This window comes from Nonomuraea sp. NPDC049714, assembly GCF_044465295.1.
In the GTDB taxonomy this organism is placed as follows: Bacteria; Actinomycetota; Actinomycetes; order Streptosporangiales; family Streptosporangiaceae; genus Nonomuraea.
This window is the reverse complement of record NZ_JBITLM010000006.1, coordinates 525,826-550,710: the sequence shown is the minus strand read 5'-3', so window position 1 is coordinate 550,710 and position 24,885 is coordinate 525,826. Positions and strand designations below refer to the sequence as shown.

The window sequence follows — 24,885 nt, the reverse complement described above, 5'->3', positions numbered from 1 at the left end:
GGTCCTCATTTCAGCTGACGAGGGGAAGGGCGAGCGAGCCGCCGGTGGACGTCAAGTCGAGGCGGGCGGCGAGCTTCTCGACGTCCACCGCGTCCACCTGGTACAGCGCCGCCGGGCCGAGCCGCTCCCAGACCGGCGAGGTGCCGTCGCAGATGGCCGCGCACTTCATGCCGTGGCGCTGCTCCAGCTCCTGCAGCAGGATCTGCCAGTCGTGCCGGAGCGGGCAGGGCGGCACGCGGTCCCTGCCGACCCTGCGGGGGTGCGGCGGGCGCGCGCCGACCGTGAGCAGGGCGGTACGGGCGCCGTCCTGCCTGAGCCGGCCGCGCAGCTCGGCTAGGACGTCCTCCACCTGGGCGGCGTTCGGGTACGTCGGCGGAGCCGGGCGCAGCGAATCCAGCGCCAGCCTGGCCTCGGCCGCCGAGCCGGCCCAGAGGGCCACCCTGGGCGAGACGTGGATCGGGTGACGTTCGCCGAAGACATGGGTGCCGTAGCTCATGATCGAGATCTGTGTGGGGGTGTCGGCCAGCAGGTCGATGAGGTAGGCGGGCCAGTGGCAGCGTGCCTCCAGTTCGTCCTGGGTGCCCGTGGTCTCGATGGCGCAGATCAGGTGGGCGGGGCGGGGGGAAGGGGGGCGGAGCCGTACGGGGAGGTCGGCGACCACCTCCGTCCAGGAGCCGGTGTGCGGGCGCAGGCCCGCGATGCCGGAGAAGCGGACCTGGCCGGGGAGCTCCAGCACCGCTCTGAGCGTGTGCCGGCCCGCAGGCAGCGGCGCGTGGTCGACCGAGACCAGGCCCGACGGTTCGAGCGGGCCCGCCCACGCCGAGACCGCCAGCAGCATGCCGCCGGGGTCGGTGCAGGTCACAGCGACGTGGGCGTCCTGGCCCGGCAGCGTGCCCGCGCCGAAGAGTGGCTGCCCGGCCAGCTCCAGCTGCCCGTCCCCAGCCCGTTCCCTGGCCACGATCAGGTCGTACGACTGCCGCAGCGGAACCCGGGTGACCAGGTCGCGCAGCAGGTCACCCGCCTTGGTCGCTGTCGGGTGCGCGACCTGGGCGGCAGGGCACCACGCGGTGAGCGCGCGCAGGCTCGCCTCTTGTTCGGGGCCGACGGCGGTGTGCAGCACGACGACCGGGTCGGGGCCGTCGGGGGAGACCAGCTCGCGGGCGACCCGGCCCACTGCGTCCGCCACCTCGTCGCCGGTGGCGGTCAGGGTGGACCACTTGGCGGCGGCCCTGCGGATGACATACGGCGTGCCGATCTCGTCCGCGCGGACCTCGAAGAACCGGATGCCGGCGACGTCGATCTCCACGACGGTCAGCCGCTCCACGAACGACGCGATGAGGTCGTGGATGGACGCGTTCATCGATCGGAAGCGTAGAGTTTGGGGGAATTTGTCAATATTACGTCCGTTTCATGCATATTTGTTACCCGTGTCACGGTAACGGGTCCATTTGTCAGACGCGGTTGATGTCTACCTTGTTGATAGCGTTGCTTACTTCGTCGTTGCTGACTGTTGATGCTAATAAGTACGCTGCCGAGAGGGTAGCGGCGGGACTCTCGGGAGCGGCATGTGATCGGTAAATGGTTGATCATTTTGTCAGGTGCCCGGCAGGACGTGCTGGAGAAATACGATGGCGAACGCGCCAGGTTCGTCGGCCTGGGCGGGGCCATCCTCACCACCGCCTGCCTCGCCGCGCTGGCCATGCTGTTCGCGCTCTCCTCGGCGCTCAAGGTCTTCCTGCCGCTCGCCATCGCCGTCGGCCTGGTCTGGGGCATGGTGATCCTGGGCTTGGACCGCTGGCTCGCCACCTCGCTGCCGGTCAAGGGCCGGCGGCGGTTCTGGCTCGCCCTGCCCCGCGTCCTCCTGGCACTCCTCCTCGGCGCTGTCATCTCCACACCGCTGGTGCTGCAGATCTTCAAGCCGGAGATCGACGCCACCATTCTCGACATGAAACAGGAACGGCTCGACGTCTTCACGCGCGCGCAGCAGACCGGCGAGACGGGCAAGCGCGTGGACACCCTGGAGAAAACGGTGACGGAGCTCGAAGCCGTGATCGCCTCCCGAGGGGAGACAGCGCTCGACCCTGCCTCCGACCGGCGGATCCAGGAGCTGGAGAAGTCACGCAAGGGGGCGGTGAAACAGCGGGACACGTTCTACGACGAATGGCAGTGCCAGCTTTACGTGGGTCCGCCGAAATGCGCCAAGAAGGGTCCCGGACCGTTGTCCAAGGCGGCCGAACAGGCATACCAGCGGGCCGCCACCCGGGTGAACGACGTCGACCGGCAGATCCAGCAGCGCCGCGACCAGCTCGTGAGCACCCAGGCCACTGGACGGGCCAGGCGGCTCGAAGCGGCGGAGGAGGAGCTGCCGAAGGTGCGGGCCGAGCTGGAGCGGCTGACCGGCCAGCAGACCGACCTTCGCGACCAGTTCGTCGAGGAGAACCACGGCTCCGACGGCCTGCTGCTCCGGCTCGAGGCGCTCAGCCGGGTCTCCCAGGACAACACCACGCTCAACATGGCGCGCCTGCTGCTCTTCCTGTTCATCCTGGTCATCGAGTGCCTGCCGGTGCTGGTCAAGCTGATGCAGCGGCCGGGGTCGTACGACAAGATCGAAGAGAAGCTGGACGCGAAGCGGCTGCGTGACGCGCTCGACGACATTCGCGACGAGCCCGGCCAGACGCGGCGCTTCACCTCCCCCTACGAGGCGCCCGACCACGACGATCCCGGCTCGTACCCCACGGACAACTACGGGACGCGTAGCTCCGAGGACGACGCGCTGCGCACCCTGCGCGACACCCGATCCGGCGGTGGGCGTTACGAGCACGTCGGGCAACTGAACGATGATTGGTGACCACGTCGCCGGCCGCTTCGTCATCGAAGCGCCCCTGGGCAGGGGCGGCATGGGGCGGGTCTGGCGTGCCAGGGACGGCGCACTGGACCGGACGGTAGCGCTCAAACAGATCCGCCCCGACATCGGGCCAGTGCCCGAACTGGCGGCGCGGGCCAGGCGGGAGGCGCAGGCGCTGGCGAGGATCGTCCATCCCGGCATCGTCAGGGTGCATGACATCCTGGACACCCAGGACGGGCCGTGGATAGTGATGGACTACGTCCGCGGCGACACGCTCGGCACGCTGATCGACCGCTCACCGCTGCCGGAGCTCGAAGCGGCCAGGATCGGGGCCCGGGTGCTCGACGCGCTCACGGCCGCGCACGCGGTGGGGGTGTATCACCGCGACGTGAAGCCGGACAACATCCTCATCACCGCCTCCGGCGAGGTGGTGCTGGTCGACTTCGGGATCGCCGCCATCGAGGGCCAGCCCTCGCTCACCACGCTCGGGCAGCTGGTCGGGACCCCTGACTTCATGGCGCCCGAGCGGCTTCATGGCGACCCGGCCGGAGAGGCGGCCGATCTGTGGTCGCTCGGCGCCACGCTCTACACGGCGCTGGAGGGTCGGCCGCCGTTCCGCAGGAGCAACGACGCCGCCGTCAGGTTCGCGATCCTGAGCGCCGATTGCGACCCTATGCTCCGCTCCTGCACTCTCGCCTCAACGATCGGCCGCTTGCTGGACAAGAACCCCGGCACCCGTATGAAGGCCGCCGAACTGGCCCACGACCTGAAACGTTTCCTTGAACCGCCCCGCTCCCCCGGGAACGGGGACCGTCATCCACGATCCGGGCGAAATGCTGTCGGAGGCGGACCGGTCAGGCGTGATCCGTCCGTTGACAAGGCCGCGAGAGATCCTGCTGGAAATCAGGGCGGAGGCGGGGCGGCCAGGAGAGGCGTGCCGCCCCAAGGGCGTCCCGCCGTGGGGAAGGCTCGGCCGCCTGCGCGACGCTCGATCGTGCACCAAGGGGGGAATCTTCTCGAGCTTCCCGCCGCCGATGCCGCATTGGTGCTCGGAGAACGGTGGCAGGAGCTGACCGCCGACGCGGTGGAGGAGATGTGCAGGCAGGCGCCCAAGAGCGCCAAGATCCTGCAGATGCTGCTTCCCCGGCGCGCGTGCCGGCTGCTGGATCAGGTCCGCGACCCTGCCCTGGTCGCGGGAGTGGTGCTGGCGATGGACACCCGCCACCGCGGTCACATCCTCGGCGGCATGCACGACAGGAACTCCGCCGCCGCCATCGGCGCGATGGCCGCCACCGATCCCCGCCAGACGGGCCTCGCGGTCGCCGCCATACCGGAGGATGCGGCCGTACGCGCCCTTAACCGTCTCCCGCCCGCCACCATCGCGGACGTCCTCACCCACTGCTCCCACTCCGCCCGCGACCACCTCCTCTCCCGCCTCCCCGACACCACCCGCGAAGCCGTCAAACGCAGGCTCACGGGCTGACGTTTTCCCGGTCGAGTGACGTGGAGCCTGCCGTCCAGTCGTGGACTCGGCCTGGGGCGGGTGTCGTGCGTCTTGCTCCCGCATGGGGATCGTGCCGCCGCCCAAACACCGCCGCCCGAACACTGCCGCCCGGAACACCGGTGAACACTCGGCCGTGGCCTGCGCCGACCGTCCTCTTCGCACCTCTTCGCACGGCGCCATCGATCGAGCAGAATTAGCTCGAACATGCGTTAAGTTGCTTGAATCGCGGTGCAATGCTTGATATTGAGCACAACGAACAAGACGTTTGCCGCAAACGCCTGGCGAAAGGTGGGCGAAGATGGCGAATCGGGCATCGACTCAGGGGCTCGCCCTTCGAGCCGCCAGGCTCTGGGAGCGGATGGGGCCGTGGCGCGGGCTACGGCCGAGTACTGCCCTCATCGCCTGCGTCGTGGTGTTCCCCACCCACCGGCGGTGGAGACGCTGATCTGTGAGCTGCAGCGCTCACATCCGCCGTCGAAACTGAGGTGGAAGCTCGATCATGGTCCACAACTCGCGAGCGTCAACGAGAACGGGCGGGACTCCGTGAGACTGGAGACCCGCCCGTTCGTACGATGTTCGCCCTGGTCAGCGGCCGGAACCGCCGGTCAAGATCGTGTGCCCCCTGTAGGATTCGAACCTACGCACCCGGCTCCGGAGAGCATTGCAGGTTTGCTCGAGGGCACGCCCTTGACCAGGGGCGACGCAGGAATGTCACTCGATCAAGGCCATGGATGGCCCACACGTGGCCCACGATCATACCGAGAGCCTCTCGACGCGGCATACAGCGGGCGCGAAGCGCATCACGGGCCTCAACCTACGGCGGTCGTGGAATGCTCTGCGTGTGATCGCCCCCGGCCAGGAGGTTCGTCGTGTTCCAAAAGATCGTGCGAGTCCTCACCCAAACTGCTGCAGAACAACGGCAGACAACTGAGGACGATGCGTGCGCTTACGGAACACAGTTGCTCAGGGAGGCCCGCGAGGAGCTCAATCGGGCGGACACTAAGGCCCAGGTCCTTCTCGGCATCGTTGGCATCGGCCTTGGCGCCGTCACTGGCGGCCTCCTCGCGGGAAGCTGGTCACCTTTCGCGTTATTGAACGCCGTCGAGTGGTTGTGGTGGGTTGGGGCGGCGGCAGCTCTGGCGTCCGCGGTGGTGCTCGCCGGCGCGGTCTATCCGCGGTTGGATCGGCGAAAAATTCACGGCGCCGCTATGTACTACGCCGACATCCTTCACCTCGACTCCCCGGCGACCGTCGCCGGCGCTCTCCTGCGCTCCTCCGCACTGGACCTGGAGCGGGTCGCTGATCAGCTGTACCGGGTCAGTCACATCGTCGGGCAGAAGTATCGCCTTATCCGCTGGGGGTTCTGGCTGCTCCTTGGTGGAATGGCGGCCATGGTGAGCGCGGCGCTCATCAACGGCGTGCTCACCGGATCTTCGCCGTGACCGCGCGGTCGCTGGATGGCGCCGCTCGGGCGAGCACATCACGTTCGGCCCACCAGGAGCGTGTCGTCCTCCAGCGGCGGAACGGGCAGGCCGAGGAGTTCCAGGGTCCTGCGCAGCACGGTTTCGTTCTTGACCATGAAATTGAGCATGTCCACCGTCTCGTACCGCTGCATGATCGAGTCGACGGTGCCGAGCAGTTGTTGCGCTCCCTGCTGCCGCTGCTCGACGAGCTCCGCGATGATCTGCGGTAGTTGCTCCGGGGAGACAGCCAATTTGATCGCGTGCTCCACCTGAGCGCTTCCCACCACGGTGGTGAGAAAGTCCTGCCACTCCTGCCGGACCTCGTCGGTGCTCTTGATCCGGAGCAGCGCGGCGTCAGCGTCGGCTCTGATGCCATGCTGTCTTTTGTGGGTATCCCGGTTGAGCTGGCGTATCTCCTCGGGAACGTTGACCTCGACTCTGACCGCCCACCGGTAGGCACCCGTCATCGAGCCTGAGATCGCCTGGAGTCTCTCGTTCGTGGCCTGCTCCGCCGCGCCCGGCGCGGTGATCTCGAATCGCCGGGTGATCGAACGTACCTCCTGACACGCGCGCTGGAGGACCGCCTCCGCCTCGGGCACTTCATCACTGAAAAGAGCTGAGGTCCGTTTCCCGCCTGAGGTCGCGGTACGGAACAGGGTGACGGAGAAATCGTAAGCATCGCCCTTGGCGGGCGAGGACAGCACGAACGGCTCGATGTCGATGGGCGGTTCGACCTCGGGCTGGTTCTGCTGGACGCGGTAGAGCATGGGTGCCAGCCATTTGCGCATGAGATCAGCTCCTGTGAACGAGTTGACGCAGGTGATGGTGAAGTTCGGCGGAGATCTCGCCGTGGTGCCGCCAGAGCCGGAGGTAGAGCAGTGCTCGCTCGGCGTTCCGCACATCGGTCAGGCTGAAGATCTGGTCCGTGATCTCCCGTACGGTCGGGCGCTCGCCGTAATGGCGCAGCCATTCGTTCAGCAGCAGGTCCCAGGACTCGGGCACGACCAGGCGCCCCTCTTCCTCGTAGCTGAGCGCGTTGCGCCAGAGCATCACCAGGGAGGGATGGGGATCGAGCTCACTGGGATGCGGCCGCTCGGGGCTTGAGACGGGCAGCGCGGCCAGTCGCCCGAAGGCGAGGGCTGCGCCGCGACGACCGGCCGGTCCTCCGTCACGGACCCAGTCAGCGAGATGGTTCATGATGGTGGGCGCGGTGTTCCTGCGATAGAGGTAGGCGATGGACTGGGCCACGTCGTGGTGGAACTTGACGCCCCTGTTCAGGACCAGAGTCCTGAACGCGGCGAGGGCTTGGTCGGGTGCGGAGAGGCCGACGGACGAGGCGTAGGCGCGGATCGCGATCGCTTTCTTCGCGTCGTTGCCATGAATCATCGAATCGAGATGAAGGTGGACGCGGCGGGTCATCGATGGGTTCTCGGCGGCGGCTTCCAGTGCCAGGGCGGCGAGTTTATGGTCCCGGGACCGGCGGGAGCGGCTCCACACCTCTAGGAACCGCTCGTTGACGAGGGAGAAGTCGAAGGTCGCGAGCTTTCCGACCGCGTGCCCGACCTTGATTCTCGTATGCCAGGATCCCTCGCCGCCGAGCCAGATCAGCCAGTCGACCAGTGAGTCGCGGATGGTCGGCTGGTCCTCCCAGATCACGCGCAGCATGACGGCCGCCAGTTCGGGGCGTTTCAGCCTGATGCTTCGCCCGCCGCCAGGCCCGGCGGGTGTGGCTTCGGCATCCACGTACTTCAGCCAGGTCGGCAGGTTCTCCCAAAGCTGGACCGATTTCGGCGAATGATCACGACGCCACTTCTCGTCGAGCCGTTCGGCCAGGGCCAGGGCCGCGCCGGAGATTTCCGCCTCGGGCAGTCCGTGAAGTACGGCGATGCTGGTCATGAAGCACCGGCCCAGAGTCGGCCTGCGCTTTTCGAGGTTCTCGCCCACTCTCGCGCGCATTCGATGGAATCGCCGGTTCAGCATGGTCTCGATGGGGCTGCCGGACTCCATCGTGGCGGCCACCTGCCTGACCAGTTCGACCACCTGCCAGGGCGCGGAGAGGGCGCGGAGCTCCTCATCCAGAATCTGCTGATCGTCTGCGGCAAGCCGTGCGCCCGATGCCTGAACGGACAGATGTTTGGTGAAGATCCGGCGGTTCGGCGGTGGGTCGTGTTCGATCATGGGCGCGATGGAGGACTGGATGTGCTCCGGCACCAGGACGATCATCCTGCAGTCCGCGTTGACGCCGGCACGCTTGAGACTCGTGGTCACCCTGTCGACGGCATTGGGCGTATCGACCAGGTCCAGCAAATAGCCGTGACCCGATTCCAGTTTCCAGTCGCGGGGGTTCGGCGTGCTCGCTCCGTGCGGCATGATCCAGCTCACCCTGCCACCCCAGTCGAGCAGCGCCGCCAGGGCCGTGGTTGCCTTTCCCGTCTCTGCCGCTCCACCGAGCAGGATCAGGCGCCGGCTGTCGAGCAGCCTGCGTATTTCGGTTTGTGACTGGGTCGGTACCAGCGTTCGCCGTAGGTCCGCGATTTCGGTTTCCGTCAGTTCGTTGATCGTCGCTGTCGGTTGTGGCCGCCCCTGGCCTACGTGGATGTCGCCCTGGGCGAACCAGAGGTTTCCCTTCTTGACGCGGTTGCTCACGCGGCCGCTCAGGTCCCGGGTTCCGGCGCTGGACAGTTCGTCGGCGTACAGGTCGTCCAAGCTCTGCCGGCGTTCCTGCCACTCCTGCCGGGAGGTGGCCATTTCATGACGGATTGATTGGTTGTCGGGTTCCTGAGATGTCTCATCCTCCTCCTCGCGCGAGGGGTCCTCGACCAGCGGTTCTTCCGGCTGCGGGACTTCGGAACCCGATTCCTCAGGCGGGGAGTCGCTCACTTCTTCCTCCGCTTCGAGTCACGAGTGACGTTGATGTCCCCTTGCGCGAAGAGAATGTCGCCTCTCTTCACCTGGTTCGTGATCGACCCGCTCCCCGGCGATGGTGGTGACGGATCGTTCTTTCTGGACGGCGGGGGCTCCAGAATCTCCATGTCGTGGACGTCGAAGTGCGGCACGTACAGGTAGGCCGGATATTCCTGTCTCTTCTCCGCTACCGCGACCTCCAGGAACTCCGACGGTCTCGGCCGTCCCGGTCCCTGTGACACGTAGTCGCGGAACACCTCCCGCGAGATGATCAGCGCCAGGTCGGCGTCGCGGAAGGTGTCGAGCGCGGCCCGTATCGGCGCCGAATCACGCAACCTCGCGGGTTGCACCGCGTGCTGCCCAGGCCATCCGGCCGCGCCGTCCAACTGCAGCGGTCCGACGTGGACGGCCAGCCGTACTCTCATCCGGGCCCAGGTGGGATCGCCGCGTCGGCTGTTGTGCGCCGCGATGGCCATGTCCAGCTCGGTCAGGAACTGGTCGAGGAGAAGAGGAATCGTTACGAGAGGGCCCGGTTCGGCGGGAAGGTAGGCGGTCAGCGAATCACCGCCTACCTGGCGCGACCACGACTCCTGGTCCAGCTGAACGCGGTCCGCCGCCGTCTCGATGGCGCTGATCAGGCCGGACTGGAGGGTGCGCTGCTGGGCGTCGGTGCGGCCGCCGTAGTTCTCGATGTCGGCTGTGAGCAAGACGCGGTAATCATGCGTGACCATGGCATCTCCAATGAGCGGGTGGGCTCAACGGTGAGGCACGACCCGACGGGAGAAGCCTTAGAAATATGGCTTGGCGAGGAACGGTAGGTCCGCGAGCGCTGCCAGCCCTGCCGGGTCCTTCACCACCACGTCGCGGTGCCCCCGCCGGATGACCCCCTCCGCGGCCAGTTCGCGCAGCGCCTTCTGCGTCGTGATCTCCTTGGCTCCCACCAGCATGCCCAGCTCGGCTCTCGTGAGCGGGATGCCGATGCTCACCCCGTCATCCGTAGTACGACCGTGCCGCGAGATCAACGCGATCAGCACGCGTGCCAGACAGATCTTCGTCTCGTAGCCGGCGAAGTCGAGGCGCCGCTGATTGGCCCAACGCAACCGGTCGGCCACGACCTGCGTCAGCGCCAGGGCCGCGGCCGGGCGGCGGGTCACGAAAGAGCGGAACACTGGGCCCTTGACCTGTTGGCAGACCGCACGCCCGCAGGTGGTCACGGTCGCCGACCGCGGCGACCCATCCATGGCGGCCATATCGCCCACGATGTCACCCGACACCCGAATCGCCAGGGTCGCCTCCACACCGTTCTCAACGCCCCCGGTCACCTTGACCAGCGCGTCCAACAGGATCCAGACCGATGAGCTGCGATCTCCCTGGCTGATCAGCACGTGCCCGGGCGGGAACGCGCGCAAGGTCCCGAGCCCAAGAAGCTCCGAGCGCAGCTCGTCCGTCATACGGTGCATGAAGGTGCCGGTCGGCCATCGGTTGGGTGCCAAAGTTTCCTCCAGCAGGCGATGTCCCACACATATGCCAGCCGGGTTATCTCGGCAAGGGAGTCATACGTTCGCGGACGTTCGGCCCCTCGATGGGGCCTTCGCGCCGGTGGTTCACAACCAGTGAGCCCCACAACCGGGTTCGGGTTTCACGCGGCGTGCGGGGTGAAAGTCACGCGGGAGTCACCCTCGTCGATGGCGACGTTCAACACACCGTCCAGAGCCTTCGCCAGGCGCCGTAGCAGCGGGAGCGTGGCCACGGTGTCGCCGCCCTCCATCCGGGAGACCTGAGGCTGCGTCATCCCGGCCCGCTCAGCCAGCTCGGCCTGGGACAGGCCAAGCTCGATCCGGCGGTTGTAGACCGCCTGCCCGAGATCGCCCGCCAACCGCGCGTCGACGTACTCCTGGTCGTACTCCACCGACTCACCGGCAAGCTGCCGGGTTCGGCGTGTCTTCCACGTGCTGTGGTTCATCAGTCCTCCTTGCGCCGATCGTAGGTGTGCCGAGCATGGGTGTGCTCGGCCTCGCAGACCTTCTGTGCCTGATGGGCACGCTCAACTTCCGACGCTTCACGCATCTTCGTCTTACGGAACACCGTCAGCAGAACGATCCGCCGCCCGGGCGCGAGCCAGTACGGGATGCGCACGGCCTCGCCGTCCAGCTCGAATCGCAGCTCGCGTAGCTTGCCGCCCAGGTGGCGCGAGTACGGCTCGCCGAGCGTCGTCGGCTCATCCAGCAGACGGTCGGCCTTGTCCTCCACCCGCCGGTACAACCGAAACGGCAGCAACTCCAGCCAATCCCGCACCTCGGGTTCGAGCTCGATCTGCCAGCGGTCCGTCATGCAATCGACGCTATATGCATTTGATTGCATACTGCAAGCTTCGCGAGCTGCCGCGACCTGCGATACCACTCAAAGCATGGAAAGATCACCCTAGGCGAGGGGAGCCTGGGGCGATCACTCACTACTTCAGGTGGGAATCAGCCTTACCAGAACGGCATCGGCCTGCACGGCTGGCCGGAGCCGGCCACCGATGAATTCTACGTCGATCTCGCCACCGTCCCGGACCCCGAAACGGTGAAGTATCGCGTGCACCTCGATCTCGCCACCACCTCTGCCGCGCATCAGGCGGAGTTGGTGGCGCGGCTGAAGGAGCTCGGCACGACACCCGCCGATGTGGACCAGGGCGACGTACCGTGGAAGGTCCTGGCCGATCCGGAGGGCAATGAGTTCTGCGAGGCCATAGCCCAGGCGAAGATCGCCGTCGTGGAGTGGAGCGGCAGCCTGTACGTGGAGGGCACGTCCCACGAGACCCTGGCCCGCGCCTACATGCACGCGGGCCGCCTCGCCGAGGCGGCCGGCACCTTCCAGGTGGCGCTGACCCTCCTCCGCGAAGCCGGATATCGCATCGGCCATGCCGTGGCCACCTGGTGGTACGGCCAGACCCTGCACGAGTTGGGCCGGCCCGCCGAGGCGCGCAGGATCTGGCGGGACTGCTTCACGGCTCTGCTGGAGGCGCGCCTCCTGACCCGCGCGGAGGTGGACGAGCTGCCCGATCAGCCCGTCCCCGAGATGCCCGGGCCGATCGGGAACATGCTGTGACCTGCCTGAGCGTCAGCGGCCCGGGTGTACGTACTGGTTGTAGCGAGTCGTGGTGTTGACGCAGTGAAAGTCAGACTTCCTGTTGTAGACGCACAGCTCCAGGGTGACCGCCGATATGGACCGGGAGCGGGAGAGGGTGAAGTTTCCGAAGTTGGTGCCCTTGTCGGCGCAGCCGTTGGTGTCCTTCTTCCAGGGGAGTGTGCGCCAGGTTCCGGTGGTGTGTTTGTATACGATCCGGGCCTTCACCGGAAGGTTGTCACCGGGACAGAGGTCGCGCACCTTGAGTTTCCGAAAGACGACCTTCGTCCGGCTGACGAAGTCGACGGTTACCTGGGCGTACCCGTTGCCGCCGCTCGGGCGTTCCGTGCGACCGGAAGACACTCCGTCCCTCGCCTGCGCCGGGCTTGCCACCAGCAGTCCACTCAATGTTGCGATGGCCAGCGCGGTGCTCAGAATACGGGTCTTCAACAGTCCTCCAGCAAGAGATGGCCTGGCTGGCCCTGAACCCTAGGGAGGATCTTCCTGATGATCAACCTTGCGTTCGAATGGTGAGACGCTCGGTGAGCCTCGGCGGGCGGCAGAGCGGTGTCGGCCGCGGTGGTGCCGGAACGACGACGGTCCGTTCATCTCACGTCCGGCGCAGGGTAGCGATGTCGGCAACGAGAACGGGCGGGACTCCGTGAGACTGGAGGCCCGCCCGTTCGTACGATGTTCGCCCTGGTCAGCGGCCATAACCGCCGGTCAAGATCGAGTGCCCCCTGTAGGATTCGAACCTACGCACCCGGCTCCGGAGGCCGGTGCTCTATCCCCTGAGCTAAGGGGGCTCAACGTGTGACAAGGCTATCAGCATCCCGACCCCACTCGGCACCAGATAAAGGTCCGCGAACACATCCCGCGAAAACCGCACGTGACCGCCCTGCTACAGGTAGCTTTGCCGCCGTGGGTGAGGTTCTTGGGAAAGTACTGGTCGTAGACGATGACGAGGTCATTCGTCAGCTCATCGCGGTCAATCTCAACCTTGAGGGGTTCGAGGTGACGACCGCCACCGATGGGCAGGACTGCCTTGACCAGGTGCTCGATGTGATGCCGGATGTGATCACGCTGGACGTGATGATGCCGTGCCTCGACGGGTGGGCGACCGCGCAGCAGCTACGCAGCGGGGAGGCGACGAGTCACATCAAGCTGGTGCTGATCACCGCGCGGGCCCAGGACGACGACAAGAGGCGGGGGCGGAGCATCGGCGTCGACGCCTATCTGACCAAGCCCTTCGATCCGGCGGAGCTGATCCAGGTGGTCCGGGAGTTGGCGGGCCGGTAGTCAGGCGAGCAGGCCGTGTTTGCGGGCGGCCGCGGCTGCCTCGGTGCGGGTGGAGACGTCCAGTTTGGCAAGGATGTTGGACACGTGCACGCTCACCGTCTTGGGGGCGATGAACAGTTGTGCGGCGATCGCCCGGTTGGTCAGGCCTTCGGCTACGAGTCGCAGGACCTCTATCTCTCTGGCCGTGAGGCCGCCTTCCGCGTCGCCGGGACCGAATCGGGCTCTTCTCCCGAATTCGGCCAGGGCGGCTTCGAGGGGTGCGGCTCGTAGCTTGCCGGCCTGCTCTCTGGCGAGCTCCCATTCGGCCTGTGCGGCCGGCCGGTCGCCGGTGGCCAGCAGAGCCTCCGCGAGGCGCCAGCGGGCTCTCGCCTCCTCGTAGACGAAGCCGTACGAGAAGGCCGTGACGACCTCGCGCCACAGGTCGGCGTCCAGGCGGCCGTGGACGCGGTGCCACTCCGCCTCCAGGCGCAGCGCCCAGGCCTGGCCTTCGGGGCCCAGCTGGCCGCCCTCGCCGACGGGGCCGGTGGTGACGGAGAAGCGGGCACGGGACAGCAGGTCCTCGGCGCCTTCGGTGATGCCGAGGTCGGCCATGGCCCACAGGCCGATGGCGGCGATGCGGATGGTGCCGGACTCGCCGGGGTCGAGGGTGGCGAGGGTGGCGTGGATGTGGTCGAGGGCGGTGGCCGGGTCGCCCCGCCAGAGGGCGTGCTCGGCGGCGAGGCCGCGGGAGATGTAGGCGACCAGGGAGTCGCTCCAGAAGGGCCGCAGCCAGGCGAGGCGGTCCTCGACGGCGGGCAGGCCGCGGGCGACCTCGATGAACAGGGCGTAGGACGACAGGGTGGCCTCGGGGACGGTGCCGACGCGGGCGCCGAAGCTGCCGGCCACCGACTCGGCCTGGTCCCACTCCCCTGCCACGTAGTGGATGAGGAAGCGCAGGAAGCGCAGGTCGGTGCCGTAGGTGCTCCACTTGAGGCCGCTTTCGACGGCGAGCCGGATGCCCTCGTCGGCCACCTCCGCCGCCTGGGCGAGCAGGCCCTGCTCGTAGTGGATGCGGGCGTGGTGGAAGCGGGCCCGCAGGTCCATGGCCAGGTCGCCGGTGCTCTCGGTGGAGGCGGTCTCGACGAGGTCGTGGGCGGCGGCCATGTCGTGCCGGATCTCGGTGAAGGTGGCCAGCGTGAGCAGGGCGCCGACCTCGGCGTCCTTGGCTCCGGCGGTGCGGGCGGTGGCGAGCGCGCGGTGCGCGAGCTCCTCCACCTCGGCGTGGCGGGGGCCCCACAGGAGGGTGCGGGCGTAGGTGGCCAGGGCTCTGGCCAGGGCGATCTGGTCGAAGGCGGTCTGCACGGCGTGCTCGGCGGCGGCGACCGCGGCGTCGAAGTCGTCCATTTCGTACAGGTAGTAGGCCAGCCGTTCGCTGACTTCGGAGGTGGGCGGCAGGGCGCGCAGGGCGGCGACGGCGCGGTGGTTGTCGCCGCTGTCGGCGGCCATGACGGCGCTGCGGAAGGCCAGCGCGACGCGGCTCTCCCCGGCCAGCTCGGCGGCGTCGGGGACCCGGTCCCACAGGCTGAGCGCCTGGTCGTAGTGGCTGTGGGCCTCGGCCGGGGCGCCGAGGCGCTCGGCCACGCGGCCCGCCTCCGTGGAGGCGACCAGCGCGCCGGCGAGGTCGTGGCTGGCCAGGTGGTGGTGGGCGAGCTCGGCGGGCGCGGTGAGCAGCCGGGCGAAGTCGGCGTGCAGGCGGGTGCGCTCGCCCGGCAGCAGGTCGGTGTAGACGACCTCCTGGAGGAGGGCGTGGCGGAAGGCGTAACCGTGGCCCTGGACGCGCAGCAGGCCGCGCGAGACGATCTCGCGCACCGCCTCCTCGAAGTCGGCCAGGGGCAGGCCGGAGACCTCGCGCAGAAGCTCGTCCTCGACCCGGCGGCCGGCCACGGCGGCGGCGCGCAGCACCTGCTGGCCCGCCGGGGACAGCACCTCGACCCGGGACATGAGCAGGCTGGTCAGACCGTCGGGGAGGGTGTCTCCCTCGGCCACGGCGGCGAACAGCTCTTCGGCGTAGAAGGGGTTGCCCTCGGCCCGGGTGACGATCAGGCCGAGCTCCCGGGCGTCCACTCGCCCCAAAGTGCCGACATAGTCGGACATATCGCCGCTGCCCAGCGGGCCCAGCTCAACGTGGGTGACGCTGGGCAGCCGCTTGAGCTCGGCGAGGACCGAGCGCAGCGGGTGGCGGCGGTGGAGGTCGTCGGTGCGGTAGGTGCCGACCACGCACACCCGCTCGGTCTGCACCATGCGGCTGAGGAAGACCAGCAGGTCGCGGGTCGAACGGTCGGCCCAGTGCAGGTCCTCGATCACGAACACCACCGGCTGGACCTCCGACAGCAGCCCCAGCAGGGAGCCGAACAGCCGCTGCTGGGTGAGCCCGGCCGACGGCGCGCTCTCCGTGCCCGGCAGGAGCTGGCCGAGCATGGGATGGGCGGCGGCGGCCTCGCGCACCCCCGACTCCGCGCCGCGCAGCGCGTCGGCCAGCGGGAGGTAGGGCAGCGCGTCGCCGAGCTCGGCGCACTGGCCGACCAGCACGTTGAAGCCGCGCCGGCGGGACTCCGCGACCAGCTCGGTGACCAGCCGGGTCTTGCCGATGCCGGCGTCACCGCCGACGAGCGCGACCCCCGCCGTGCCTGCGGCGGCCGCTTCGAGCACCCGCGCGAGCCGAGCGAGCTCGACCGAGCGCCCGACGAGAGTTCCGTTCACGCAGTCACTATGCCACGCCCCGCCGACATTCCCATTGGTCCATAATCAATGGCCGTGATTGGCCCTGCCAAGCGGACCAAAGCGCGCCTACGCTGGGCGTTCGTGATCTCCTCCACCACGTTCGCCCTCTTCGTCGCGGCCTCGCTCGCGCTGGTGCTCATCCCCGGGCCGAACCACCTCTACATCACCGCCCGAGGCCTGGCCCAGGGCAGGTCGGCCGGCCTGGCCAGCGCGTTCGGTGTGGAAGCCGGGACGCTCGTGCACATCGCCGCGGCCGCCGCCGGGCTGTCGTACGTCATCTCGCGGTCGGCGACGCTGTTCGCGATCGTCAAGTGGGCGGGCGTCGCCTACCTGGTCTACCTCGGTGTACGCGCCTTCACCGCCAAGGGGGAGACCACCACGCAGGCGCCGCCGCCCCAGCCGCTGCGCAAGGTCTTCCTCGAAGGCGTCCTGGTCAACGTGCTCAACCCGAAGGTGACGCTGTACTTCCTGGCGTTCCTGCCGCAGTTCGTGGAGCCGTCGGCGGGGCCGCCCGCGCTGCAGATCCTGATCTTCGGCGCCACGCTGCTCGTCCTCGGGCTGCTGTCGGACATGGTGTACGCGTTCACGGCCGGTGCGCTCAGCGGCCGGCTGGAGCGGAAGGGCACCACGATGCGGTACTTCAGCGGAGTCGTCTACCTGGGCCTGGGCGTGGCCACGGCGTTCGCCGGGAGGAAATGAGCCGTACAGGCTCAGAGCGCCTCAGCCAGAGTGGCCGGGATGCGGTCGAGCACCGGGTGCGGCATCAGGCCGTAGGCGTAGAAGTCCACCGCCATCGCCCCCGCCGCCTTCGCCCCCCGGGCCTTGGCCACGAGCCGATCGGCGGAGTCGCTGTCAGGGTGACCCGGCCGCAGCACGGCACGCACCTCCCGGTCCTTGCCCACCGACCGCAGGTAGGCGCCGACGTCGTCGGCCACCCGGGCGGCGTCGCGAGCATAGGCGAGCACGCCGAAGGCGGGCACCAGGTCGCCGAGCGCCACCAGGTCCACGCCGAGTTGCCAGGCGTCGTGCGCGGCCAGGCCGGGCGACGGCAGGCCGTCGCGGTAGCCCTTGACGCCACCGGTGGAGTCGATGAAGACCAATTTGGAGCCCTCGGCGGCGACGGCGGAGGCGACCTCGGAGACGAGGGTGGTGACCGTCTCGGAGCGGGCGCGGGCGTAGGCGACGACGTCGGGGCCGGCGTAGGCGGTCAGCGCCGCCCTGGTCACCTCGCCCTGCGCGGGCGTGTCGCCGTCGAGCACGCCGCCGACGATCCGGGCGCACTCCTCGCGCGCCACCTCGGCGTCGACGCCCAGGTCGGTGGCCCGGCGCATGCAGTAGTCGCAGAAGCACAGGCCGAACAGGTAGGTGTCCATCGGCCCGAGCGGCACGAACGAGCGCTCCGGCTTGAGCGGCCTGAAGTGCAGCGACTCGGCGACCACGCTGTCGACGCCGAGCCTGGCGACGGCCCTGGCCAGCGCGACGGCGTACTCACGCACGTCGGGGTGCGCGGGGCACAGGTCGGACGGGGAGCCGCGATCGCCGAAGCAGTCGCGTACGGTCACATCGGGGTGCGCGGCGCCGATGGTGGCGTTGCGCAGGAAGACGGTCCAGCCGTGCAGCGTCAGCCCCCGCCTGGTACAGGCCTCGCGCAGGCCGTCGAGGGCGTCCTGGTGTCCGGCCGTCGGCTTGAGCCGCCGGCCGGAGAACAGGTCGGGCGGCGGGGGGAAGTGCGCTCCGTCGCGGCGGATGGTCAGCTTGGACAGCCCGTGCGGGGTGATGTCGCGGGCGGCGTGGTGGACGGCGCCGATGGTGACGCCGCGCACGCCGTACGCGCTGATCCTGTCGAGCACCCGCTCGACGCCCTCACCGCGCAGGTCCTCGACGAAGACGTACACCGAACTGTCCACGAAGCGACTTTACGCGCTCTTGTGCGCGACGAAGTCGATCTCCACCAGGATGTCCAGCAGTTCGGAGCCGACCGTGGTGCGGACGGGGTACGGCGCGGTGAAGTACGTCTTGTAGGCCTCGTTGTAGGCGGCGAAGTCGCGCTTGACGTGCTGCAGGTGGACGGTGGCCTTGATCACGTCGTCGAAGCCGAGGCCGTGGGCGGCGAGGATGGCGCCGAGGTTGCGCATGACCTGGTGGGTCTGGGTGGCCACGTCGGTGCCGACGAGTTCGCCGGTCTGCGGGTCGAGCGGGCCCATGCCGGAGGTGTAGACGAAGTCGCCGACGACGAGTCCCTGCGAGTAGGGGCCGATCGGGGCCGCCGCCTCAGCGGTTCTGAGCTCCTTCTTCATGGCTGCTCCTAGAAGTGGGTGGTTATGGTGCCGACGACCCGATAATTCCAGTCGATCAGGGGAAGGGACCGCCACTTGTCGAAAGCGGTGCACGGGTGGGAGATGCCGAAAGCCAGCAGGTCACCCGGTACGAGACCGTCGGCGCGCACGATCGTGTGCTGGTCCTGCATGGCGACGACGGTGACGTCGCCGCGTCTGGGGATGGGCAGGCCCTCGTCGTAGGGAGCGTCGCGCTTGCCCATGCCGACGATCGCGAGGCCGGGCTCGGGGGTGGACAGCACCTGCGCCCACACCTCCAGCGCGGGCCGCAGCTCGCCGTCGACGCGGTTGAAGGGGGTGCGTTCGCGGTAGTAGCCGTCGTCGTGGGTGACGTACGCGCCGCTGCGCAGCAGGATCCTGGCCTGGGTGGCGACGAGGTGGCGGCCGATCACGTCGAACCACTGGCTGCCGCCGATGCTCAGGATCGGGGTACGGACCCGCAGGTGCTCGACGGCCTCCTGCAACGAGTCCAGATATTTCCGGACCTCTCCCGCTGACTTGAGCGCCCCTTCGTAGCCGGCCACCCCCGCCAGCTCGATCCCGTCGGTCTCCTGCGCGTGCCGGGCCACCGCGAGCAGCTCGTCCAGTGTCCGGCAACCGGCTCTGCCACCGGCGTGCCCCAGCTCGGCCAGCACCCTGAACGGCCGCGAGCCGGCGTGCCGGGCCAGGATGTCCACCCCGGCCACCGAGTCCGCGAACGACAGGAGCTCGAAGTCCGGATCGCGCTCCAGCTCCGCCGCCGCCCACCGCAGCCCCGCCGCGTCCACGACCTGGTTGGCCACCATGATCCGGCTCACCCCGAACCCGCGCACGGTCATCGCCTGCCGCGACGTGGCCACGGTCAGCCCCCAGGCCCCCGCCCGCAGCTGCCGCTCGGCGATCTCCGGCGACAGGTGCGTCTTGGCGTGCGGGGCCAGCTCCAGCCCATGGTCGCGGGCGAACGCGGCCATGGTCGCGATGTTGTGCTCCAGCGCGTCCCGGTGCACCACCATCAACGGGAAACCGAGCTCCCCTTCCAGCACAGACCCTTCCGGCACGACCCACCCCCTCTGCCGAGCCTATCCCGAAGATCTTGTACGGGCTGTCTCGGAGATTTTGTACGGGCCTGTCTTGAAGATCTTGTGCGGGTCAGCGCGGGCGAAGGGCTCGGCCGGGGGTCGCCCCGGTCAGCTCGCCGGCCGCCAGCACCGGCCGGCCGGCCACCAGCACGTCGTCCACCCCGCGGGCCGGCGTGCGCGGCGTGTCGTAGGTGGCCTGGTCGCCCACCGTCAGCGGGTCGAACACCACCACGTCGGCGGCGAACCCGGCTCGCAGCAACCCCCGGTCCGCCAGCCCGAACCGCCTGGCCGGATGCGAGGCCAGGTGCACCACGGCCTGCTCCCACGTCCAGTCACCGAGCTCGCGGACATGCCGGCCGAGGAAGCGGGCGAAGGCCCCGAACGCCCGGGGATGAGGGTGGCCGCCCACGAAGATGCCGTCGGAGCCGCCGATGTGCGACGGATGCCGCAGGACGCGGCGTACGGACTCCTCGCCTGCCGGGCCCTCGTCGGGGCGAGCCTCCACGCAGCCCGCCTCCAGCCGCGTCTCGATGAGCAGGCGCCGGCAGAACTCGGCCGGCTCCACCCCGGCCCGTCCGGCGGCGGCGACCATGGTCAGGCCCTCCGCCCACTCCAGGCCCGGGGCGTGCGCGATGGTCAGGCGCGGCCAGGTCCCGGCCAGCTCCGGCCACCAGGCGTCGAGCTCGGACGAGGCGATCATCTCCAGGGCGCGGTCCGTCTCGGCGCCCGGCACCTCGGGCGGCAGCGCCATCATCGCCAGGATCGTGCTGCTGCGCAGGTAGGGGTAGGTGTCGAAGGTCAGGTCGACGCCCTGGCCGAGCGCCTCGTCCAGCCGCGGCAGCAGCACGTCGGCCGGGCCGTGCAGGTGTGAGACGTGCACGGCGGCGCCGGACAGCTCGGCGATCCGCACGACCTCCGCCATGCCCACGGGCGCCCTGGAACCGTAGGCCCGCATGTGGGTGACGTACGGCAGGCCGCCGAGCGGGCGGCAGAGCTCGGCCAGCTCGTCGGCGGTGGCGTAGCGGCCCGGCAGGTACTCCAGGCCGGTGGACAGGCCGCAGGCGCCCTCGGCCAGGCCGCGCTCCACGTGGGCCAGCATCAGGTCCAGGTCGTCACGGGCGGCGTGGCGGGGTGAGGGGCCCATGACGTCGTAGCGGATCGTGCCGTGCGGCAGCAGGTAGGCGGTGTTGACCGCCACCGAGCGGTCGTAGCCGTCGAGCAGCTCCGCCACCGTGAGCGGGCCTTCCGTCATGGGCGGCCCGTTGACGGCGGCGAAGTAGCGGGAGACGTAGGCGAAGGTCTCGGCGGAGCCGGGGGCGAACGACAGCCCGTCCTGGCCGAGCACCATCGTCGTCACGCCCTGGCGCAGCGCCGCGAGCTGCACGCCGGGGTCGAAGACCGCCGCGTCACCGTGCGCGTGGGCGTCGACGAACCCCGGCGCCACCAGCCGCCCACCGGCGTCGATCACCGACCCGGCCCGCGCCCCTTCGAGGCGGCCCACCGCCGCGATCCTGTCGCCGGAGATCGCCACGTCGGCCTGGTACGGAGGCGCGCCCGTGCCGTCGAGCACCCGGCCACCGCTGATGACTACGTCGAACGTCACCTACGGATTCAATCACCAGAACGGGCCGCGCAGGAGGCCGCCGGGAGGATGGGACGCTCGGCCAGCAGGGCGCGGGCCTCGGCCCTGGCCAGGTTCCAGCCGTTCCACGGATCGGGCCCGCCCAGCTCGTTGGCCGCGGCCACGTCGGAGAGCACGCAGCTGCGCAGCGGCTCCGGCAGCCGGTCCAGCGCCGGGACGGCCTCGGCGCCCAGATCACCCAGGTAGTCGGTGTCGAACGTCTGCCCCCCGCGCGCCTCGACCTGCGACTCGGCCACCCGCAGGTCCGGGTCGACGACGGCGAAGGCGGCCAGGCCGAGCGCGGTGACCAGGACGATCGTGCGCGGCAGCCAGCCGGTCCCCCGCCCGGCCAGCCGTACCCCGCCGGCGATCAGCACCAGCGCGAACAGCGCGAACAACCACCAGATCGTGGCCTGCACCGACAGGCGCAGCCGGGACAGGCCGTACGCGTCGGTGTAGAGGCCCAGCCGGTGCAGCGCGGAGAACAGCACCACGAGGGTGAGCCCGCACAGCACGCCGAGCAGCCCGGACAGCAGCCAGCGCTCCCGCCGCTCGGTCTTCAGCACGCTCGCGGCCACCGCCACGATGCCGAGCACGATCACGCTGACCGCGACCAGCTGGAAGAAGCCCTGCCTGGCGTACTCGGCGTAGGTCAGCCCCGCCGTCTTCAGCACCAGGGCGTCACCGCCGAACAGCACGGTCAGCTGGACCATGACGAAGACCGCGAACAGCAGGTTCACCGCGGTGAGGGGCAGCAGCCAGACGGTCCTGCGCACGCCGACCTTGATCTCCGGCGCCACCGGATCGACGACGGGCCGCAGCGCGACCAGCACCACGGCGGCCAGCAGCGCCGCGAACAACAGGAACACGAAGATCCGCAACGGCAGGGACTCGGCCCAGACGGGCGTGGTCGTCAGCCGCTCCACATAGCTCGCGAACACCGCGTCCGCCGAGGCGAACAACAGCCCGAACACCACCAGCAGCACGGCCGTGATGCCCAACGCGGCGAGCGTGGACACGATGCCGCCCTTCGCCCGCAGGTTCTTCAGCGGCCTGGCCAGGAACCAGGGCACGGGCCCGAGCGCCAGCAACACCGAGGCGCCGCCCCTGATCACGCCCAGCCAGCCGCGCCCGGCTCCCGACACGGCCAGCGCGACCAGGGCCGCCCCCGCGAGGAGCAGGAACGTCACCAGCCAGTCGGCGTCCCTGATGGCGGCCATCGCGATCAGCACGTACGCCACCAGCCCGTACGCCACCGTCCACGGCGTCATCCGCCGCAGCACCGCGGGCAGCGCCGCGGCTCCCAGCACCATCGACACCAGCACGATGCCGAGCCCCACCTGCGCGTCGGGCAGCGCCACCGCCGCGAACACGCCCGCCCCCGCCGCCGCCGGCAGCAGCCAGCGCGGCGTCTCCGGCAGCTCCGGCCGGGGGAACAGCGGCGGCGGGACGTACGCGGGAGGAGGAGGTTGCGCGCCGTGCGGCTGCCCCGCCAAGGGCTCCTGACGCTGGTACGGCGAGGACGGCACGGACGACGCGGACGATGCCGACGCGGCCGACGACGACTCAGGCGTGGACGCCGCGGGCGGCGTGCGCGGCGTGGTGGCCGCGTAGACGCCTCGGCGGCCTGAGCCCGCGCCCAGGGACGCCCCGATGGCACCGAAGGTCGCGGTGCACAGCACGAGAGTGACGAACCCGAAACTGTCCCCCAGCATCAAGCTGGCGAACACGGCCGCGAACATCCCGATCAGGAAGCCGACCATCACCCCGACGACGACCCCCACCGCCATCTTCGCCAGCCGCTCGCGGGACGACTCACCCGTCCCCCGGACCTGCACCGGGACGCCCGGCCGCAGCGCCCGTGCATCGGCGGCGGGTTCCTGGGCCAGAACGGCGGGCGCGTCCTGACGCGCGACGGCGGCATCGGCGGTGGCCGGAGCCCCGTCCGAGCCCTCGGCGGACGACCCCTCACCCTCGGCCACCGCCCCTCCGGCCACGACCAACCGGCCTTCAGCGTCGACCGGCCAGCCCATGGCCGCAACCGGACGGCCTTCGACCACAACCGACCCGCCTTCGACCTCGACCGAGCCGGCGCGCTCGGTTCGGCCAGGCACGGCCCCCGCCAGGTCCCCCTCAACCGGGTCCCGACCGTCCTCCGGCTGAGCCATCGTCTGTGAAGCCGTCTGTGGGGCCGTCTGCGGACCCGGTACGGGAGCTTCGTCCCGGACCGTCGTCTGCTCCCCCGTCGCCCGCTCCGGCTCCCGTGGCTCGTCGGCCATCGTGGTCCTCCCTGGTAAGTCGATGATCATGCGGCACCCCGCGCAGTCGTCGATGCGGATCGAACCGCCGTGCAGTTCGACGATCTCCTTCACGATGGCCAGCCCCAGCCCGGCGCCACCGGCGTCGGCGGCGCGGCCCGCGTCCAGCCGGGAGAAGCGCTCGAACACCCGCCCCCTGGCCGCCTCGGGGATACCCGGCCCCAGGTCCGCGACCACGAGCCGGATCCCGGCGCCTTCCCCGGTGGCGGTCACGGTGACCGTGCCGCCTGCCGGGCTGTGCCGTACGGCGTTGTCGAGCAGGTTGGCCAGGACCTGGGCCAGCAGGTCGGGGTCGGCGCGCACGCCGAGCCCGCCGGTGGTCCGGGGCAGCAGCCGGACGTCCTCGCGCGCCAGCGACGCCTCCGCCACCGCCTGTTCCACCAGTGGCGCGAGCTCGACCGGCTCCGGCTCGATGAGCCGCGCGCCCGAGTCCAGCCGGGACAGGTCCAAAAGCTGGGCGACCAGCCGGCCGAGCCGCTCGGTCTGGGCGAGCGCGGTGCGCATGGTGGCCGGGTCGGGCGCGGACACGCCGTCGACGACGTTCTCCAGCACGGCGCGCAGGCCGGTGATGGGCGTGCGGAGCTCGTGGCTGACGTTGGCGACGAGCTCGCGCCGCTGCCTGTCGACCGCGCCGAGGTCGTCGGCCATCGCGTTGAACGCCCTGGCCAGCTCGCCGACCTCGTCGCGCGAGGTGGCCCGGACGCGCAGGGTGTAGCGGCCCTTGGCGATGGTCTGGGCGGCCCTGGCCATCTCGCGCAGCGGCTTGGTCATCCCGGCGGCGAGCAGCTGAACCATGATCAGGGCGAGCGCCACGGCCACCGCGATCCGGACCTCGCGCGAGAGCCCGGAGTTGATGCCGACCTCGTTGACGACGAACGCGGTCGCCACGGCCAGCACTATGACCAGGCCGAGCTTGACCTTGATCCGGCCGAGGAAGTCGAGCGGCCTCATCGGCGCACCAGGGCGTAGCCGACGCCGTGCACCGTCCGCACCACGTCGGGGCCGAGCTTGCGGCGCAGCGCCCGTACGTGGCTGTCGACGGTCCTGGTGGCGGCGGCCTCGGAGAAGCCCCACACGTCCGACAGCAGCCGCTCGCGCTCGAACACCTGACCGGGCCGCTCGGCCAGGCGGCGTAACAGGTCGAACTCGGTCCGGGTGAGCTGGGCCTCGGCGCCGCGCACGAACACCCTGCGGGCGGCTGTGTCGATCTCCACCTCGCCCACCCTGATCACGGTGTCCTCGGCGACGAGCTGCCCGGCCCGCTCGACCCGGCGCAGCAGCGCGTGGATCCGGGCGACCAGCTCCCGCATGCTGAACGGCTTGGCGAGATAGTCGTCGGCGCCGACCCCGAGCCCGACCAGCACGTCGGTCTCCTCCCCCAGGGCCGTCAGCATCAGTACGGGCACCGGCCGGGCCGCCTGCATCCTGCGGCACACCTCCAGCCCGTCGAGCACGGGCAGCAGCCGGTCGAGGATGACCAGGTCGGGCTCCGCCTTGCCGTACTCCACCAGGGCGGTTTGCCCGTCGCCGGCCACCCGGACGTCGAACCCCTCGGCGGCCAGCCTGTCGCGCACGGCCAGCGCGATGGTGGCGTCGTCTTCGACCACGAGGATGCGTCGCTGCTCTGTCACGCTCGAAAGCCTAGGAGTGGCCCGTGCAGACGGCACTC

21 protein-coding genes, 2 tRNA genes and 1 pseudogene are annotated in these 24,885 nt (G+C 69.7%); 7 read left to right on the top strand and 17 right to left on the bottom strand.

The annotated features are described in order from the left end of the window. Positions 1-10: 10 nt before the first annotated feature. Entirely contained in the window at positions 11-1,360 is a 1,350-nt protein-coding gene (locus tag ACIBQX_RS26090) for a hypothetical protein (RefSeq protein WP_397008784.1), read from the bottom strand. Between the two features lie 252 nt (positions 1,361-1,612). Between ACIBQX_RS26090 and ACIBQX_RS26085 the strand changes: the two genes are divergently transcribed. Together ACIBQX_RS26085 and ACIBQX_RS26080 are read left to right on the top strand one after the other, a co-directional pair. Beyond that, the gene (locus tag ACIBQX_RS26085; RefSeq protein ID WP_397008782.1) at positions 1,613-2,848 is read left to right on the top strand and encodes a DUF4407 domain-containing protein; all 1,236 of its coding nucleotides are present in this window, start codon (positions 1,613-1,615) and stop codon (positions 2,846-2,848) included. Next, positions 2,838-4,328 (top strand): serine/threonine-protein kinase, encoded by a 1,491-nt coding sequence (locus ACIBQX_RS26080; protein WP_397008780.1) that lies wholly within the window; start codon positions 2,838-2,840, stop codon positions 4,326-4,328. Before ACIBQX_RS26085 ends, ACIBQX_RS26080 begins: the two co-directional genes overlap by 11 nt. A 637-nt stretch (positions 4,329-4,965) precedes the next feature. On the opposite strand, the gene ACIBQX_RS26075 is transcribed toward ACIBQX_RS26080, so the two are convergent. After that, positions 4,966-5,030 (bottom strand) — tRNA-OTHER (locus ACIBQX_RS26075). A 188-nt stretch (positions 5,031-5,218) separates the two neighbouring features. Between ACIBQX_RS26075 and ACIBQX_RS26070 the strand changes: the two genes are divergently transcribed. Then, complete coding sequence (locus ACIBQX_RS26070) at positions 5,219-5,791, top strand: Pycsar system effector family protein (protein WP_397008778.1); 573 nt, start codon at positions 5,219-5,221, stop codon at positions 5,789-5,791. Positions 5,792-5,829: 38 nt separating this feature from the next. Here the strand turns inward: ACIBQX_RS26070 and ACIBQX_RS26065 are convergent, their stop codons facing one another. The 6 genes from ACIBQX_RS26065 to ACIBQX_RS26040 all read right to left on the bottom strand — a co-directional run bounded on the left by ACIBQX_RS26065 (position 5,830) and on the right by ACIBQX_RS26040 (position 11,047). Beyond that, entirely contained in the window at positions 5,830-6,600 is a 771-nt protein-coding gene (locus ACIBQX_RS26065; protein WP_397008776.1) for a hypothetical protein, read from the bottom strand. Between the two features lie 4 nt (positions 6,601-6,604). Next, the gene (locus ACIBQX_RS26060) at positions 6,605-8,692 is read right to left on the bottom strand and encodes a hypothetical protein (protein WP_397008774.1); all 2,088 of its coding nucleotides are present in this window, start codon (positions 8,690-8,692) and stop codon (positions 6,605-6,607) included. After that, entirely contained in the window at positions 8,689-9,447 is a 759-nt protein-coding gene (locus ACIBQX_RS26055; protein ID WP_397008772.1) for a hypothetical protein, read from the bottom strand. Before ACIBQX_RS26055 ends, ACIBQX_RS26060 begins: the two co-directional genes overlap by 4 nt. A gap of 57 nt (positions 9,448-9,504) precedes the next feature. Further along, complete coding sequence (locus tag ACIBQX_RS26050; protein ID WP_397008770.1) at positions 9,505-10,167, bottom strand: Crp/Fnr family transcriptional regulator; 663 nt, start codon at positions 10,165-10,167, stop codon at positions 9,505-9,507. Positions 10,168-10,355: 188 nt separating this feature from the next. Continuing rightward, positions 10,356-10,679: a helix-turn-helix transcriptional regulator gene (locus ACIBQX_RS26045; RefSeq protein ID WP_358463882.1), complete on the bottom strand. Its 324-nt coding sequence runs from the start codon at positions 10,677-10,679 to the stop codon at positions 10,356-10,358. Continuing rightward, positions 10,679-11,047 (bottom strand): type II toxin-antitoxin system RelE/ParE family toxin, encoded by a 369-nt coding sequence (locus ACIBQX_RS26040; protein ID WP_397008768.1) that lies wholly within the window; start codon positions 11,045-11,047, stop codon positions 10,679-10,681. The genes ACIBQX_RS26045 and ACIBQX_RS26040 overlap by 1 nt, the downstream gene beginning before the upstream one ends. Before the next feature lie 171 nt (positions 11,048-11,218). Here ACIBQX_RS26040 and ACIBQX_RS26035 point away from each other — a divergent pair. Next, positions 11,219-11,440: pseudogene (locus ACIBQX_RS26035) on the top strand (VOC family protein); the annotation flags it as partial. A 93-nt stretch (positions 11,441-11,533) separates the two neighbouring features. Beyond that, positions 11,534-11,806: a hypothetical protein gene (locus ACIBQX_RS26030; RefSeq protein WP_397008849.1), complete on the top strand. Its 273-nt coding sequence runs from the start codon at positions 11,534-11,536 to the stop codon at positions 11,804-11,806. Positions 11,807-11,818: 12 nt separating this feature from the next. Here the strand turns inward: ACIBQX_RS26030 and ACIBQX_RS26025 are convergent, their stop codons facing one another. Continuing rightward, positions 11,819-12,274, bottom strand: coding sequence for a hypothetical protein (locus ACIBQX_RS26025; RefSeq protein WP_397008766.1), 456 nt, complete (start codon positions 12,272-12,274; stop codon positions 11,819-11,821). 284 nt (positions 12,275-12,558) lie between these two features. Continuing rightward, positions 12,559-12,630, bottom strand: a tRNA-Arg gene (locus ACIBQX_RS26020). 115 nt (positions 12,631-12,745) lie between these two features. Between ACIBQX_RS26020 and ACIBQX_RS26015 the strand changes: the two genes are divergently transcribed. Then, the gene (locus ACIBQX_RS26015; protein WP_397008764.1) at positions 12,746-13,123 is read left to right on the top strand and encodes a response regulator transcription factor; all 378 of its coding nucleotides are present in this window, start codon (positions 12,746-12,748) and stop codon (positions 13,121-13,123) included. Here the strand turns inward: ACIBQX_RS26015 and ACIBQX_RS26010 are convergent, their stop codons facing one another. Beyond that, the gene (locus ACIBQX_RS26010) at positions 13,124-15,862 is read right to left on the bottom strand and encodes an AAA family ATPase (RefSeq protein WP_397008762.1); all 2,739 of its coding nucleotides are present in this window, start codon (positions 15,860-15,862) and stop codon (positions 13,124-13,126) included. It abuts the gene before it with no gap. Between the two features lie 102 nt (positions 15,863-15,964). Here ACIBQX_RS26010 and ACIBQX_RS26005 point away from each other — a divergent pair, with 102 nt between their 5' ends. After that, complete coding sequence (locus tag ACIBQX_RS26005) at positions 15,965-16,582, top strand: LysE family translocator (RefSeq protein ID WP_397008760.1); 618 nt, start codon at positions 15,965-15,967, stop codon at positions 16,580-16,582. Between the two features lie 11 nt (positions 16,583-16,593). On the opposite strand, the gene ACIBQX_RS26000 is transcribed toward ACIBQX_RS26005, so the two are convergent. From ACIBQX_RS26000 to ACIBQX_RS25975, 6 genes are all read right to left on the bottom strand, one after another. Further along, entirely contained in the window at positions 16,594-17,790 is a 1,197-nt protein-coding gene (locus ACIBQX_RS26000) for a hypothetical protein (RefSeq protein ID WP_397008758.1), read from the bottom strand. 9 nt (positions 17,791-17,799) lie between these two features. Further along, complete coding sequence (locus tag ACIBQX_RS25995) at positions 17,800-18,180, bottom strand: Rid family detoxifying hydrolase (protein WP_397008756.1); 381 nt, start codon at positions 18,178-18,180, stop codon at positions 17,800-17,802. Positions 18,181-18,188: 8 nt separating this feature from the next. Next, complete coding sequence (locus ACIBQX_RS25990; RefSeq protein ID WP_397008754.1) at positions 18,189-19,256, bottom strand: alanine racemase; 1,068 nt, start codon at positions 19,254-19,256, stop codon at positions 18,189-18,191. 91 nt (positions 19,257-19,347) lie between these two features. After that, on the bottom strand, positions 19,348-20,880 hold the full coding sequence (locus tag ACIBQX_RS25985; RefSeq protein ID WP_397008752.1) for an amidohydrolase family protein: 1,533 nt from the start codon (positions 20,878-20,880) through the stop codon (positions 19,348-19,350). 8 nt (positions 20,881-20,888) lie between these two features. After that, complete coding sequence (locus ACIBQX_RS25980) at positions 20,889-24,167, bottom strand: DUF4153 domain-containing protein (protein ID WP_397008750.1); 3,279 nt, start codon at positions 24,165-24,167, stop codon at positions 20,889-20,891. Beyond that, complete coding sequence (locus tag ACIBQX_RS25975; protein ID WP_397008748.1) at positions 24,164-24,847, bottom strand: response regulator transcription factor; 684 nt, start codon at positions 24,845-24,847, stop codon at positions 24,164-24,166. Before ACIBQX_RS25975 ends, ACIBQX_RS25980 begins: the two co-directional genes overlap by 4 nt. Between the last annotated feature and the right edge of the window lie 38 nt (positions 24,848-24,885).